This window comes from Parasedimentitalea maritima (genome assembly GCF_005771405.1).
Classification (GTDB): domain Bacteria; phylum Pseudomonadota; class Alphaproteobacteria; order Rhodobacterales; family Rhodobacteraceae; genus Parasedimentitalea; species Parasedimentitalea maritima.
In genome coordinates, this window is the sequence record NZ_VAUA01000012.1 from 145,769 (window position 1) to 160,245 (window position 14,477).

At 49.6% G+C, this 14,477-nt stretch carries 13 protein-coding genes; 8 read left to right on the forward strand and 5 right to left on the reverse strand.

The genetic code is table 11. The features are described 5' to 3' along the window. Positions 1–5 precede the first annotated feature (5 nt). The 5 genes from pstC to phoB are packed head-to-tail and all read left to right on the forward strand — an operon-like array spanning position 6 to position 5,050. Entirely contained in the window at positions 6–1,484 is a 1,479-nt protein-coding gene (gene pstC, locus FEE96_RS20715) for a phosphate ABC transporter permease subunit PstC (RefSeq protein ID WP_138165036.1), read from the forward strand. Continuing rightward, positions 1,484–2,821, forward strand: a complete 1,338-nt coding sequence (gene pstA, locus FEE96_RS20720) for a phosphate ABC transporter permease PstA (RefSeq protein ID WP_138165037.1) — start codon at positions 1,484–1,486, stop codon at positions 2,819–2,821. The genes pstC and pstA overlap by 1 nt, the downstream gene beginning before the upstream one ends. An 11-nt stretch (positions 2,822–2,832) precedes the next feature. Then, a complete protein-coding gene (gene pstB / locus FEE96_RS20725) occupies positions 2,833–3,630 on the forward strand; it encodes a phosphate ABC transporter ATP-binding protein PstB (RefSeq protein WP_138165038.1) in 798 nt (265 codons plus the stop codon). A 16-nt stretch (positions 3,631–3,646) separates the two neighbouring features. After that, positions 3,647–4,357 (forward strand): phosphate signaling complex protein PhoU, encoded by a 711-nt coding sequence (phoU, locus tag FEE96_RS20730; RefSeq protein ID WP_138165039.1) that lies wholly within the window; start codon positions 3,647–3,649, stop codon positions 4,355–4,357. A 3-nt stretch (positions 4,358–4,360) separates the two neighbouring features. Continuing rightward, a complete protein-coding gene (phoB, locus tag FEE96_RS20735; protein ID WP_138165040.1) occupies positions 4,361–5,050 on the forward strand; it encodes a phosphate regulon transcriptional regulator PhoB in 690 nt (229 codons plus the stop codon). A gap of 66 nt (positions 5,051–5,116) precedes the next feature. Here phoB and FEE96_RS20740 read toward each other — a convergent pair whose 3' ends face one another. After that, on the reverse strand, positions 5,117–6,028 hold the full coding sequence (locus FEE96_RS20740; RefSeq protein WP_138165041.1) for a LysR family transcriptional regulator: 912 nt from the start codon (positions 6,026–6,028) through the stop codon (positions 5,117–5,119). A gap of 102 nt (positions 6,029–6,130) precedes the next feature. On the opposite strand from FEE96_RS20740, the gene FEE96_RS20745 reads away from it, so the two are divergent. Further along, positions 6,131–7,354: an acyl-CoA dehydrogenase gene (locus FEE96_RS20745; RefSeq protein ID WP_138165042.1), complete on the forward strand. Its 1,224-nt coding sequence runs from the start codon at positions 6,131–6,133 to the stop codon at positions 7,352–7,354. 790 nt (positions 7,355–8,144) lie between these two features. Continuing rightward, positions 8,145–9,890 carry a SulP family inorganic anion transporter gene (locus FEE96_RS20750; protein WP_138165066.1) on the forward strand — a complete coding sequence of 582 codons (1,746 nt, stop codon included), beginning with the start codon at positions 8,145–8,147 and terminating at the stop codon, positions 9,888–9,890. A 69-nt stretch (positions 9,891–9,959) separates the two neighbouring features. Here the strand turns inward: FEE96_RS20750 and FEE96_RS20755 are convergent, their stop codons facing one another. From FEE96_RS20755 to FEE96_RS24015, 4 genes are all read right to left on the reverse strand, one after another. After that, positions 9,960–10,967, reverse strand: a complete 1,008-nt coding sequence (locus FEE96_RS20755; protein ID WP_138165043.1) for a DUF2955 domain-containing protein — start codon at positions 10,965–10,967, stop codon at positions 9,960–9,962. After that, positions 10,957–12,021 carry an HlyD family secretion protein gene (locus FEE96_RS20760; protein ID WP_138165044.1) on the reverse strand — a complete coding sequence of 355 codons (1,065 nt, stop codon included), beginning with the start codon at positions 12,019–12,021 and terminating at the stop codon, positions 10,957–10,959. The genes FEE96_RS20755 and FEE96_RS20760 overlap by 11 nt, the downstream gene beginning before the upstream one ends. Beyond that, positions 12,018–13,097: an AI-2E family transporter gene (locus FEE96_RS20765; protein ID WP_138165045.1), complete on the reverse strand. Its 1,080-nt coding sequence runs from the start codon at positions 13,095–13,097 to the stop codon at positions 12,018–12,020. Before FEE96_RS20765 ends, FEE96_RS20760 begins: the two co-directional genes overlap by 4 nt. Positions 13,098–13,265: 168 nt before the next feature. Then, on the reverse strand, positions 13,266–13,577 hold the full coding sequence (locus FEE96_RS24015; RefSeq protein WP_138165067.1) for a potassium channel family protein: 312 nt from the start codon (positions 13,575–13,577) through the stop codon (positions 13,266–13,268). A 396-nt stretch (positions 13,578–13,973) separates the two neighbouring features. On the opposite strand from FEE96_RS24015, the gene FEE96_RS20775 reads away from it, so the two are divergent. Next, the gene (locus tag FEE96_RS20775) at positions 13,974–14,468 is read left to right on the forward strand and encodes a hypothetical protein (RefSeq protein WP_138165046.1); all 495 of its coding nucleotides are present in this window, start codon (positions 13,974–13,976) and stop codon (positions 14,466–14,468) included. The last annotated feature ends 9 nt before the right edge of the window (positions 14,469–14,477 follow it).

A 14,477-nucleotide genomic window follows, 5' to 3' on the forward strand; every position in this document is an offset into this window, starting at 1 on the left:
CGTTGATGCCCACTTTCTGGCTTATCGCCTGCTTGTTTTTGATGTCAGCCGCAGGATTTATCCTTGGCCGCTATCGCGCTGTGCTTTCCACTGGCGGCGAGGTTCGAAAACTGCACTCTTTACCCTCTTACTACGGTTACAACGTCGCGCTATCCACATTGCTGCCGGCGCTCGCAGCGCTGGCTCTTTGGTCCATCTTGCAACCGTTGGTTATTGACGCCCGAGTGTCTGGGATGATCTCCACGGATATGAACTCCGAAAACACCAGTGCTGAACTAATGATGAGCGACGTTCAGAGAGTAAGTGAAGGTCTGAACATTGCTGTTGCCCGCAATGAAATGACCAACGAAGAAATTCGTGTGATGGATGCTGACACTGTTGATCTGCGTAGCAGGTTAGCAGATCTGGGTATTGCGTTAGGGTCCGAAGTGCGACCTGAAATCCTGACTGCTGCCCGTCAACATCAGGATATGACACATGCTGGTCGATTGATGATGACGATTGTAGTCGTGTTGTTGGCCATTGTTGGATTTGCTAGATCTTACGGTCTTACTGACAAAGACTTTCGGGCCCGTAATGTTGTTGAGCGCTGTGTATTTGCATTGCTGGCGCTGGCGGCTTCGCTCGCCATCCTGACAACGGTTGGTATCGTATTTTCGATGTTGTTCGAGACCATAAGTTTTTTTGGCTTGCACAGCTGGAAAGATTTTTTCCTAGGAACGACTTGGGCCCCAAATTTTCGAGGCGATAGTGAACTATCGATACTGCCACTTTTGTGGGGAACAATCTACATTTCACTGATTGCCCTGTTGGTTGCGGTTCCAATTGGATTGTATGCAGCAATATATCTGTCTGAGTACGCGAGTTCCTCTACGCGGTCCTTTGCCAAGCCCTTGCTTGAAATTTTGGCCGGTATCCCCACCATCGTTTACGGGTTGTTTGCTTTGCTCACTGTCGGTCCGATGTTGGTTCGTATTTTTGGTCGTGGATCCGAAGGTTTGCTAGGGCTGACATGGATGACTGGAGCCACATCTGTGCTGACTGCTGGACTGGTGATGGGCATTATGCTGATCCCATTTGTGTCCTCCTTGTCTGATGACATCATCAATGCGGTGCCTCAATCCATGCGAGATGCCTCTTTGGGGCTGGGGGCCACAAAATCTGAGACCGTGCGTCAGGTGGTCATTCCTGCAGCTCTTCCTGGGATTGTCGGTGCAGTACTGTTGGCCGCATCGCGTGCCATTGGTGAAACAATGATTGTGGTGATGGGGGCGGGGGCAATCGCTAAGTTTTCAACCAACCCGTTAGAGGCAATGACCACGATCACAACCCGTATCGTCAGCCAATTGACCGGCGATACGGACTTCGCCAGCCCCGAAACGCTGGTGGCCTTTGCTTTGGGACTCTCACTGTTCGTGTTGACCCTAGGCCTGAACATTCTAGCGCTAGCTATCGTGCGCACTTACCGAGAGCAGTACGACTGATGAAAACTTCTTTAGACAGACATTCTGGTGGTTCTTTGCTGATGCAAAGCACGAGGACCAAAAGACGAAACGCTGCAGAAACCCGGTTCAAACTATACGGTATCGCCGCCATAGCGGTCAGCCTGCTTATGCTAATGGTATTGCTCACCACAATTGTAAGCAAAGGTTTAGGTGCCTATCAGCAGACGTTTATCACCTTGCAAGTGGAACTCTTGGAGAAGAAATTGGACAAAAAGGGCAACCGAAATCTGACCGACATCAAAAAGGTTTCAACTTTTGGGTACGCTCCACTCATCAAAGCATCTATCACGGAAACCGTCGAAGAACTGGGGATTGTAACCGGGCTAAAGGCAAAGCAGATGGCTGGAATTTTGTCAAAAGGCGCAGCTGCTCAACTACGGGACTACGTCATCGCCAACCCGGGTCGAATTGGTGACACCGTTCAATTTCGTTTTCTCGCCACAAGCCGTGTGGACGGATATCTGAAAGGTAGAGTAAGCCGTTCTAGTATTGAAAACGACAAGAGTATCGCCCCAGAACATCTTGATTTGGTTGACTCATTGATAGAGGCAGGCCTTATCGAAAAAACTTTCAATATTGACTTTATCATCGGCGCAGATGCTTCGGATCAGCGTCCCGAAGCTGCAGGTATGGGGGTGTCCATTTTGGGTTCGCTTTCGATGGTGTTGGTTGTCTTAGCCCTTGCTTTGCCAATCGGAGTTGGCGCCTCAATTTACCTCGAGGAGTTTGCACCTAAGAACTGGGTTACTGATGTCATTGAGGTGAACATCTCTAACCTGGCTGCAGTCCCATCGATTGTGTTTGGCATTTTGGGGTTAGCTGTATTTATCAACTACATGCATTTGCCAATGTCAGCTCCTTTGGTCGGCGGGTTGGTGCTAACCCTTATGACACTACCAACGATTATAATCTCGACGCGCGCGGCTTTAAGTGCAGTCCCACCCAGTATTCGAGATGCAGCACTGGGGGTGGGAGCTTCTCCCATGCAAACAGTGTTTCATCACGTTTTGCCGCTCGCCGCGCCTGGAATATTAACTGGTACAATTATCGGTCTGGCACAGGCGCTGGGTGAGACCGCACCGCTGCTGCTGATCGGTATGGTTGGTTTTGTTGCTTCAAACGCGCCGGACAGCATCGCCTCGGGGCTGCTGTCGCCAAACTCGGCTATGCCGGCGCAAATTTACGAATGGGCCAAGCGCGCCGATCCGGCGTTCTACGAACGGGCATGGGGTGGTATTATCCTGTTGCTGTTGTTTTTGGTCTCTATGAACTTGGTGGCCGTAATCTTGCGCCGCCGCTTTGAACGTCGCTGGTAGGGGCAAAGGTTATGAATGACATGACGCTAACGGAGCGCAACGTGGATATAAAAGATATCAAAATCGCGGCAAGTAATGTGCAGGTTCATTACGGCGAAACCCATGCCATAAAAGATGTAAATGTATCAATTGAGGACAAGACGGTAACGGCCTTTATCGGCCCGTCCGGTTGTGGAAAATCGACTTTTCTTCGCTGCTTGAACAGAATGAATGACACCATCCAAACCTGTTCAGTTAAAGGGAATATTCTTCTTGACGGAGAAGACATCTACGACAAACGTGTAGATGTGGTGCAGCTGCGCGCCAAGGTTGGAATGGTTTTCCAAAAGCCAAACCCATTCCCAAAATCTATCTATGATAATGTAGCTTATGGTCCAAAAATTCACGGCATGGCGCGTGGCAAAAGCGAACTTGACGAGATCGTGGAAAAGGCGCTTCGAAGGGCTGCAATCTGGGAGGAAGTCAAAGACCGCTTGAATGCTCCTGGAACGGGCCTGTCGGGAGGTCAACAGCAACGGCTGTGCATTGCCCGTGCCGTGGCAACTGAACCCGAAGTACTGCTCATGGATGAACCCTGCTCCGCGCTTGATCCGATTGCGACGGCGCAGGTTGAGGAATTGATCGACGAACTTCGCCAGCGGTTTTCTGTGGTGATTGTTACGCACTCGATGCAACAAGCCGCGCGTGTAAGTCAAAAAACAGCGTTCTTTCACCTAGGTAGTTTAGTGGAGTTCGGGGAAACAGGTCAGATCTTCACCAACCCCAACGACCCGCGAACCGAAAGTTACATTACAGGCCGTATTGGCTGACCCAGAGGAACAAGACATGGAAGAGCAACATATCGCATCGGCTTTTGATCGTGATCTCGAGGCCATTCAGGCCCGGATTATGAAAATGGGTGGCTTGGTAGAGGCCGCAATTGTCGAGGCAGCACGGGCACTTGAAACCCGTGACGAAGAATTGGCACTGCAGGTTCGTGCAGGTGACAAAGTTATTGATATGCTCGAGGAGCAAATTAATGAAGAAGCTGCCCGGCTCATAGCGCTTCGTTCACCTGCGGCCAGTGATCTACGATTGGTTCTATCAGTTATGAAAATTTCTGCGAACCTAGAACGCATCGGGGACTATGCGAAGAACATGGCGAAACGGACCGTCGTGTTGGCACAAGGACCTGCTGTCAGTGACAGCACGGCAGCTCTGCGCCGGATGGCGCGTGAAGTTGAGAGAATGCTAAAAGATGCGTTGGACGCGTACATTCAGCGAGATGTTGAGTTGGCGACGGATGTGATTGCACGCGACCTAGATGTCGATCAGATGTACAATGCGTTGTTTCGCGAATTCCTGACTTTTATGATGGAAGACCCTCGCAACATTACGCCATGTATGCATCTGCATTTCATAGCAAAAAACACTGAACGTATGGGTGACCACGTAACATCAATTGCTGAACAAGTGATCTATCTGGTCACCGGTGAGCGTCCCGAAGAGGGCCGATCAAAAGCCGATACGACTTCGACCGCGGTTCAGGAGGCCTAAATTATGTCCGTTGATCAGCCAACTGTCCTTGTTGTCGAAGATGAAATGGCACAACGAGAAGTGCTTGGTTACAATTTGGAAGCGGATGGGTTTCGTGTCCTTACGGCCGAAGACGGTGAAAAAGCACTGTTGTTGGTAAAGGAAGAAAATCCAGATATTATAGTTTTGGATTGGATGATGCCAAACCTCAGCGGAATAGAGGTATGCCGACGTCTGAAGTCACGTGCCGAAACCCGCAATATTCCAGTGATTATGTTGTCAGCGCGATCAGAAGAGATCGACAAGGTTCGTGGGTTAGAAACTGGTGCTGATGACTATGTGGTAAAGCCGTATTCTGTAATTGAGCTGATGGCCAGGGTACGTACGCAGTTGCGTCGGGTTCGACCTTCATCCGTTGGTGTCAAGTTGGAATACGCTGATATCGTTCTAGATTCTGAAACTCACCGGGTTAGCCGCGCCAACCATCCACTCAAATTGGGCCCAACAGAATTCCGGCTACTCTCCACGTTTATGGAAAAACCAGGACGCGTCTGGAGCCGCGAACAATTGTTAGATCGTGTGTGGGGGCGAGACATATACGTGGATACGCGAACTGTGGATGTACACATCGGGCGGTTGCGTAAGGCTCTGAGCCAATTTGGTGGAGATGATCCACTGCGCACCGTACGTGGCGCCGGTTATGCGCTTGGTTGAGCAAAAGTCATAAAATCTCGCATAGCGAGGACATTTTCCGGAAACTCGTTGTTCCACGTTTCAAAATCACCGGGGCAGCGGGTCTTCGGGTTGTGATTGGGTTGCCAACCAATCTCTAAATTTGTGCAATGCGTTATGTCGTGATTTTGTTTCTGGCCAAACTAGATAGTAAGCACCGCTTGTTTCAACCGGGAAAGGATGTAGAGCTCGTAAGCGGCCGGATGCAAGATCTTGTTCGACCAAATAGTCGGGTAATAGGGCTACACCTAGTCCGTGCAACGCAGCCTGAATGATGGTTGCAAATTGATCATACATGGTGCCCGAAAGAGGTGGTAGATTCAGCTCCCCCTGACTTTCGAACCAATGCGCCCATGCCAGTGGACGGGTTTGAATGTGCAAAAGGGGAAGGTCCAAAATATCTGATGGTGCAGCAATCTGTTTTTTTTCAATCAACGATGCAGCACAGACGGGTATCAAGCGTTCGTTTTTTAGCAACAATGACTGCGTTCCAGGCCAATCTGCGTGACCATAGTGTATTGCAGCATCAAAGGGTTCACCAGCAAAGTTAAACTGCTCGAGGCGAGTAGCCATGTTGATCGTTACTTCTGGATGCAATCGCGAAAAGTTAGGTAATCTCGGCATCAACCATCGCATTCCAAAGGAAGGAAGGATTGCCAAGCTGAGGGTCCCAACCAAGGGAGATGTTTGTAATCGAAGTGTAGATTGGGCAATCTGATTAAGTGCCTGACGGACTTCAGACGCATATTCCTTAGCCTCGGTTGTCAAGGTTAGGCGCTTTTTGTCACGCACAATCAGATCAATTCCCAGCTGACGTTCAAGAGCCTGTAGTTGTCGGCTAATCGCACTTTGGGTAAGCGATAACTCCTCTGCAACCGCTGAGGCTGAGCCTAGGCGATCAAGTGCCTCAAGTGCGCGCAAAGAAGAAATGGAGGGTAGGAAACGACGAGGTGCAATCATGTATGATTAATAGTCATATTTTGATGTGGAAGTCTCGCTGTTTTTTCCGTTAACCTGCAGTTAGGGTCCGCTCAAATTCAGCTGTGAGCAAGGAATAGCATAATGACTGATACCAAACCCACCCTCCGAGCCAAAGATGCGCCAGACCTGACTAGCTTTGATTGGGCCGATCCACTGCGTCTGGACGATCAGTTGACAGAGGATGAGCGGATGATTGCTATGTCCGCCAAGGCGTATGCTCAGGACAAACTGCAGCCTCGGGTGACAAGTGCCTACGCTAACGAAGAGTGTGATCCTGAAATTTTCCGTGAAATGGGCGAAATGGGCCTGCTCGGAACTACTATCCCAGAAGAATATGGTGGGCTAGGGGGAGGATATGTTGCTTATGGCCTGGTTGCCCGTGAAGTCGAACGTGTAGACTCTGGCTACCGGTCGATGATGTCGGTGCAAAGCTCACTTGTTATGTACCCTATCTATGCTTACGGCAGTGAGGAACAACGTCAGAAGTACCTGCCAAAGCTGGCCTCAGGTGAGTATATCGGATGTTTCGGATTGACTGAACCGGATGCAGGTTCGGACCCAGCTGGTATGAAAACGCGCGCTGAAAAAACCTCCAACGGATACAAGTTGACTGGATCCAAGATGTGGATTTCCAACGCGCCAATCGCGGATGTTTTTGTGGTTTGGGCAAAATCCGAAGCACATGGTGGCAAAATCCGTGGCTTTATTCTCGAGAAGGGCCTCGAGGGGCTGACTGCGCCAAAGATCGAAAACAAAATGTCACTGCGCGCATCAATCACCGGAGAGATTGTTTTAGATGGTGTGGAAGTTGGTGATGACGCCCTGCTTCCCCATGTTCAGGGATTGAAAGGCCCATTTGGCTGTTTGAACCGTGCACGTTACGGAATCAGTTGGGGCGCAATGGGGGCGGCCGAAGCTTGCTGGCACTCAGCACGCCAGTATGGGCTGGACCGCCATCAGTTTAACCGCCCGTTGGCACAGACCCAACTATTCCAGTTGAAGCTGGCAAATATGCAAACCGAAATCGCCTTAGGACTACAGTCATCACTGCAAGTAGGGCGTTTGATGGACCAAGCCAAAGCTGCGCCAGAGATGATTTCGATCATCAAACGCAACAACTGTGGCAAAGCACTGGAAATAGCTCGTCATGCCCGCGACATGCATGGTGGAAACGGGATTTCACTTGAGTTTGATGTGATCCGTCACATGATGAACTTAGAGACAGTGAATACTTATGAAGGTACTCATGATGTCCATGCGCTGATTTTGGGACGTGCCCAAACTGGTCTTCAGGCATTTTTCTAATCTGCTGAGCTTGCGGCCGTGTTTCTTTTTTCTAGTGGATTGAAATGCGGCCGTTGAACGCACATTTAACGGATTGAGAGATATGCGGTCAGCGTGCTTCTTACGAGTTAACGTTTGTGTGCAGCTGTATTTTTGAAAATCTGCTTTGCAGAAACGCAAATCTTGTAGGCGCAGGTATTTGTGCAAAACGAAACTAAGAAAATTGGCTCTTAGGGATCTTCGTCGGAAGGGATATCGCAACTGCAAAGATTTCCGCTTTCTACACGTTGGACTTTGACATTTTTGGGAGATTGCTCCCTATTCGCATGGCTGCGGTTGCTGCGAGCGGAATAGTAATAGCGTGTACTTTGTCTAATTCCGAAGGCAACTCCTTTGCTTTTTTGCAACCATCTAATGGTTTTTCCTTCTGTTGCAGCTGATTATTGCATTGCTTCATATCCGTGGGGTTCCCGAGCGTGATGATGACGGAATTGCAATCTCTTGATGGCTAAGGCACTCGCTCCTAACTCTTTTATGGTTAACGCAGGAGGCCTTAATTTTGCGCTTTTTGCGGCTCAATGGGAGTTTTTTGTGGAAACCATTGCATTTTTGACGGTTCATCTTTGGGGGAACTGCGTCTCCAGAGTGAGCAAACATCTTCAATCGATTCTCAACCTAGCTGATAGTATCACTGAATAAAAAGTTCAAAAGTGGCTTTCGTTCTCTCCTATTTTTACATATATGATTTTTTGTATATGTTGATGTGTTGTAGTGGCTCGCTACAAAGCCAGAGAGGCGTGCAGTGAAATCTATCAATCGGGTCCTAAGGGTGAAACAACATCTACCAATCTTCGATTGGGGGCAGCGATATAGTAAGAGAAAGCTAGCGGGAGATCTGACAGCAGCAGGCATCGTCACGATCATGCTAATCCCTCAGTCGTTGGCTTATGCTCTTTTAGCGGGCTTGCCAGCACAGGTGGGGATCTATGCTTCAATTCTGCCACTAGTTGCCTACACACTATTTGGTACTTCGCGGGCGCTTGCAGTGGGACCTGTTGCAGTTGTGTCGCTAATGACGGCCTCTGCGTTGGCACCGTTAGGGATAAGTAGCGTTACTGACTATATCGCGGCAGCTGGCGTGCTAGCACTTTTGAGCGGGTTGATGTTACTCGGTATGGGACTGCTTCGGCTTGGTGTGGTAGCGAATTTTTTGTCACACCCTGTGATTGCCGGATTTATCACAGCGTCAGGTCTATTGATCGCTGTAGGGCAAGTTAAGCACCTAATTGGTGTCTCTTCCAGTGGTCACAATTTACCTGAGATTATCGAAACGCTTTGTTCCAATGTTGGTGATATCAGCCTTTCTACGATGATGATTGCTGCCTTTGCGCTCACCTCATTGGTTTGGATGCGCCAGAGCCTATCGCGTGTTCTTCAAGATCGACTAGATATGCCGATAGGGTTAGCGGGAACTATTGCGCGGGTTGGTCCCGTGTTTGCGATTGTTGGTACAGTTTTGCTGTCCTGGGGTTTAGACCTTCCAGGATTAGGGGTCGGTGTTGTCGGTGTGGTTCCTACAGGTTTGCCGCCATTTAGTGTCCCCTTGACAGACTGGTCAGTGTTGTCCGCTTTAATTGGGCCGGCTGCGCTGATTTCAATCATTGGTTTCGTTGAAAGTGTCTCAGTGGCACAAACTCTGGCCGCCAAGCGTCAACACCGTATAGATCCAAATCAGGAATTAACCGCGCTTGGCGCTTCGAATTTGGCATCTGGACTATCGGGCGGCTTTCCAGTTACCGGTGGCTTCTCTCGCTCTGTTGTGAATTATGACGCTGGCGCGCAAACTCCGGCAGCAGGGGCATTTACGGCCATTGGACTGCTGTTTGCCGCGGTCTACTTGACGCCACTGCTATATTTTCTCCCCAAGGCTACTTTGGCTGCGACAATCATCGTTGCCGTAGTATCGCTGGTAGATTTCTCAATTCTAAAAACGGCCTGGCGTTATTCTAAAGCCGATTTTGCAGCAGTGGCTACAACGATGCTGCTGACACTTCTGGTTGGAGTGGAAGCAGGAGTGGCCGCTGGCGTATTGATTTCGTTGCTATTATTCATCTGGAAAACATCACGCCCACATGTAGCTGAAGTTGGTTTGGTACCCGGTTCACAGCATTTTCGTAACATCCATCGTCACAACGTCCTAACTGACCCTCGTTTGGTGACACTTCGGATCGATGAAAGCCTCTATTTTGCTAACGCACGCAGAATGGAAGATTTAGTGCTAGAGCGTGTGCACATGGATCGCGGTTCATTTGAGCATGTTGTGCTGATGTGTTCTGCCGTCAATGACATTGATCTAAGCGCCCTAGAGTCTTTGGAGACCATCAACCAACGACTAAACGACCTAGGTGTCTTATTGCATCTATCAGAGGTGAAGGGGCCGGTCATGGATCGTTTGAAGTGTGGTCATTTTTTGACCAAACTGACAGGTGAAATCTACTTGTCTCAATATGATGCATACAGCGAACTTACAGGGGCACAGCCAGTTAGCGCGGGTTAAAACGACTTGCCTCCAGCATCGTTACACGCACTCCAAGGTGATGTCCAAGCAGGGGTTGCTTTGCTGACACTATGCCTTTTGCTGCTCTTTTTCAGGCCAAAACTCGTCCACCACTACGTAGGCCAGAATAACAAAAATTGCAGCGCTTGCAATTTGCAGGACCCGTGTCACGCTTTTGACGTCCGCTTCGTCTGCAAATGGCGCGATTGAACCACCATAAATTATCAATGCTGTGGTAATCGCCGAGCCCGCAGCGGGGGCGAGACTGTTGCTGCATTTGCCCAAAGTGCCTAGTGACAGGCAGAGCAGAAAACAAAGAAGAGCAGGGGTTACGATACTAGGAGCAAGAACATTGATCTCATAGCACACAATCGCGACGCCGGCGCCCAAGATATTTGCCGTTAACATGGCTTTCGCAACACTCTTTCCAGCTGCAGGCATAGCAGCCAGCTGCTGACTAAGCAGAGCCACAAAAAACAAGACCAAAAGGGCAGTGCCGCCTGAAACAAAGAAGACAAGTGCAAATGGAACGGTCACCAAGGACATTCTTAACATTCGCCGTCCTTTGTCGAATTCCGGTGCTGCTTGTTGGGCTTTCTTCGTTGCGGTTGGTGGTTTCACGGGCAGAATCGTGAACATCAATCCTGATGTGAACCCAGCAATCAAAAGATTTACAGGAACCCAGCCGGCAAGAACAAGTGCTAAGTCTTTCGATTGCAGGACAAGGTTTGGAACCATCATGGCGGCCATCAGCGCAAGAACGCCAGGTAACAGCCCCGCACCTGAGAGGGACCAAGCAAATGACGCCACGATCGCAATGCAGACCGTTGCAAGAAAGACAATTTGATAGGGCATCAAAATTGACGATAATATCCAAGAGAACATCATCACGATAAGGGCAAAAGCAAACAAACTTCCTGATGCTTTTAACGTCAACCCAACCGGCGCCTGCAAAAAGAGCGCGGTGAAAACCGCCCCAATAGATGCTAATGGCCAGCCCAGACCCAATCCGAGTGTAAACACCCCTGTGGTTCCAAGAGTCAGGCGAATAACGGATCGTCGGTCTTCAGTAAGCATAAGACAAGACAGACACCACGCCAATATAAGCACGGCCGATAGCGTTCATCACTGTATTGTCACTGAGATACATAATGATATCCGCCTGTCCATTGAGTTGAAATCGGAGATCATCATCAAGGCTGCCAGCTTCGTAGCCTGGTAGAACAATTCGGACAGGGAACCTTTCAGGCTCACGCAGAAACCCCTTTGATGTGGGCGCGCTGGCCAGTTGGCCCACTTCATCACCTCCACTGATCGAGACTGCGCTGCTGAAACTTTCAACTACGCCCCGAACGACCCTCCCGGGATGCATATCAAGCACCACATCAACCGGAGAGCCCACCTGTGCGAGCCCCAAATTGTTTTCCGTTAGATAGGCTTCGATCCAAACATCTGTTGAATCGAGGAAGGTTAAGAGTTCACGTCCAGCATGGGCATACGTACCTGGAGCGAGCAAGATATTGGAAACCACCCCTTCGGAAGGTGCCTTTAACTCGGTCCATTCCAAGTTCAACTCCGCTTCTGCAAGAGCAGCAAGTGCACGTTGAATCTTTGGGTTTTCCTGCCCGTCTTCCCCAAGTTGCTGTTTTGCGCGGTCCAGGTCTGCCGCGGCATTTTCCGCATTGGCCTCGGATTCAGCAAGATCCCCACGCGCGTCATCTGCTTGTACTAGTGAAATCAGGCCTTTCTTTTCCAATGCAAACACTCGTTCGGCCTGAAGTCGGGTGGTGTCGAGATCACTTTGGGCTCTGGTCAAACTGGCTTGAGCAGCGCTGACCTGCGCTGACGAAGCCCCGACGTCTTGGGTCGCGGCCTCCAGATCTGCCTGCGCCCGGGATTTACCTATTTCATATGGCCTGCGGTCAATGCGTGCCAAAACGGTACCAGCAGAAACCACTTGGCCGTTCTCAACCAGAACCTCAACCACTGTGCCTGACACTTGCGGTACGATATAGGTGACGACAGCTTTGACCCTTGCATTTCCGGTAAATGGTGTCCGCCGATCGGCCGTGATATACCAACCAAGGAACAGCATCAAAATTGCCAAGGTCGACCAAATGGCGCGTTTCATTCCGCCTCTCCGGCAACTGCTTCACTGGTGTCGGGCTCTGCCTCTATCCAAAGTACAAACAGCTCATAGAACACGGCTAGTAGCACTGGTCCGATGAAGATACCGACCAGACCATAGGCCATCATCCCGCCCAACACGCCAATCAAGATGACGAGCATTGGCGTATCCAATCCCTTGGAAATAAAAACCGGTCGCAAAAAGCTGTCCATAATGCTGACAGGAACCGCCAGAACAGTCAGCGCCAGAGCAGCACCGCCCGACATTGAACTCCAAGCGTATATAATCACAGGTAAAAGGACGAGCCCAGGGCCGATCTGAATGATCGACAAGATCAGGCTGATCAAGGCAAGTGTGGCTGCTGACGAAATTCCAAAGGCCTTTAACAGTATCCAAACAACAACGGCTTGAATGGCGGCAACTCCGATGACCCCTTTGGTGACATTGCGGACTGTGGCGCCGGCCAGCACCACGAACTCACCGCCACGAGGGGCAAATATGCGGTTGCCAAATTTTTGTAGACCCCGAACCAAATTTGGGCCGGGAATAAACAATACTCCCATGATGATCACTGAAAGTGCCATTCCGAGAAGGCCGAGTCCAATTCCCAGAGCTTTTCCAAAGACTGTTTTGGCAACTTCCAGAATTTGAGGTGCATATTTTGCCAGTGCCCCATCCAAGTTTCTTTCGAACGACGACCAGATGCCAGCAGCCTTGGCGCCAACCACAGGGACATCCTTGAGACCTTCAGGGGCAGGTGGAACCTTTAATCCCCCAGAGGCTGCTTTGTCGGCAAATTCGGACCAAAGTTCGGTCGCGCCAAACACTGCTGAAGCCACGGGTCCCAATGTCAGAGCTAAACCAAGAAGGGCCAACAACGTTGCAGACATTTTTTTTCGACCGCCAAGTTTACTCTGAAGCCAATCAAAAAGCGGGTAGAGGGCTACGCACAAGATGAGAGCCCATAATACTGCACTTGCCAGCGGCGCCACCATTAAAATCGCGCTGTAAATGAATAGACCCAGGAATATCAATCTAATTATCAGGTCTACAAACTTAGCGTTTTGAGTGTTTTCCATTTCTGTCCCCTCAGGCCATTCTTACCCGTTACTACAGTGTAGGCATCTGTTTGCAGACTACCCTAGTGCGTATTCCTCATCACGGAAACTGATTGGCATTTCAAAGTTCAATCAACGGCTCCGGACAGGTTCGTAGTTGATCACGAAACGCTTTCATTGTGCTCGCCTTCACGGAACGTCACCGTCGTCTTGCTCCCCTTGCGAAAGAATTGAATCCGCAATTGTAGTAACCGCGGTGACGAAAACCCCGAGACCAATGACAATATAGAACATGGTGAAAATCTTACCAGCAGCGGTTTCAGGTGAGAAATCACCAAACCCAACGGTCGATATTGTTACGACGGAAAAGTATATGGAATCCAACCAGCTCCACCCTTCCACATAACGATAGAAAACCGAGGCCCATAAAACTATCGCTATTGTAAAAGCTAAGATACTCTTTACTCGACCGTCCCTGAAAGCCAAACGTAATCCGCGCATTAGTTGCTTTAGAGAATGCAATGTTTCCTCCAATGGTAGATTTTTCCGCTGACTATAGGATGATTTTATGTTGTTTTCTATGCCAGATTTATTTCAGTTATGGATCCAAATCTTAGATCGTATCCGTAGTAGTTAAATCATTTTGTGTGATGATCCAGTTCGATGTTGCGCTTTGTGTGCGCAGCTCATTTTGAATGACTCCTTTCCTGACTACACTCTTCTATCTAGTCGGCTGATCATATCGGCGAACTTTTTGCGCCGTCTCTGGATCGACAAATAGCGTCGGACTTTGTTGCGGCTTTTAGTAGGCCGATCAAAAGTTTGCAAAATGCAATGCTTGGTTTTTACGGCGTTTCAGATCAACATGCTGATGTAAGATTGAAGGAGGGGACGATAATGCGTGTTTTGGTTGTTGTTTTGTGTTCTTTTGGCGTGCCAGCGTCCGCTTCCAATGTGGAACACTGGGAAGAAGTGGGGGCTTGGGAGATTCTGGTTGATGCATCTGTTGGCAATGGTTGCCTGGCGCAGAGAGTATTTGAAGACGGCACGCTAGTGCAGATAGGCGCTGAACCGGTGCGCAATGGTGGTTTCTTCGCAGCTTATAACGCCGAGTGGTCGGATATCGAGATCGGTGCAACTGGCATTGTAAATATGGACTTCGGTGATGCTCGGTTTGCAGGTGAAGTGGTTGGTAAAGTTAATCAAGACTTGCCGGGCGGTTACGCATTTTTCGATAACCCGAATTTTGTTACCGAATTTGGCCAACGTCAATCTGTCAAGATATCTGGCGAAAGTGGTCGATTGATCGAGATCGACCTGACCGGATCCAAGCGTGCAATAGAAGCGGTTCTGGACTGCCAGAAAGAGCAACCTGAACCTGTCTCAGATTGAAGTGGCGGG

Bases quoted from the DNA above. Each gene is read 5' to 3' on its own strand.
- FEE96_RS20745 (WP_138165042.1), top strand. From the start codon at position 6,131: ATGACTGATACCAAACCCACCCTCCGAGCCAAAGATGCGCCAGACCTG.
- FEE96_RS20755 (WP_138165043.1), bottom strand. From the start codon at position 10,967: ATGCTTACTGAAGACCGACGATCCGTTATTCGCCTGACTCTTGGAACC.
- pstC (WP_138165036.1), top strand. From the start codon at position 6: ATGCCCACTTTCTGGCTTATCGCCTGCTTGTTTTTGATGTCAGCCGCA.
- pstA (WP_138165037.1), top strand. From the start codon at position 1,484: ATGAAAACTTCTTTAGACAGACATTCTGGTGGTTCTTTGCTGATGCAA.
- FEE96_RS20775 (WP_138165046.1), top strand. From the start codon at position 13,974: ATGCGTGTTTTGGTTGTTGTTTTGTGTTCTTTTGGCGTGCCAGCGTCC.
- FEE96_RS20740 (WP_138165041.1), bottom strand. From the start codon at position 6,028: ATGATTGCACCTCGTCGTTTCCTACCCTCCATTTCTTCTTTGCGCGCA.
- pstB (WP_138165038.1), top strand. From the start codon at position 2,833: ATGAATGACATGACGCTAACGGAGCGCAACGTGGATATAAAAGATATC.
- phoB (WP_138165040.1), top strand. From the start codon at position 4,361: ATGTCCGTTGATCAGCCAACTGTCCTTGTTGTCGAAGATGAAATGGCA.
- FEE96_RS24015 (WP_138165067.1), bottom strand. From the start codon at position 13,577: ATGCGCGGATTACGTTTGGCTTTCAGGGACGGTCGAGTAAAGAGTATC.
- FEE96_RS20765 (WP_138165045.1), bottom strand. From the start codon at position 13,097: ATGGAAAACACTCAAAACGCTAAGTTTGTAGACCTGATAATTAGATTG.
- FEE96_RS20760 (WP_138165044.1), bottom strand. From the start codon at position 12,021: ATGAAACGCGCCATTTGGTCGACCTTGGCAATTTTGATGCTGTTCCTT.
- phoU (WP_138165039.1), top strand. From the start codon at position 3,647: ATGGAAGAGCAACATATCGCATCGGCTTTTGATCGTGATCTCGAGGCC.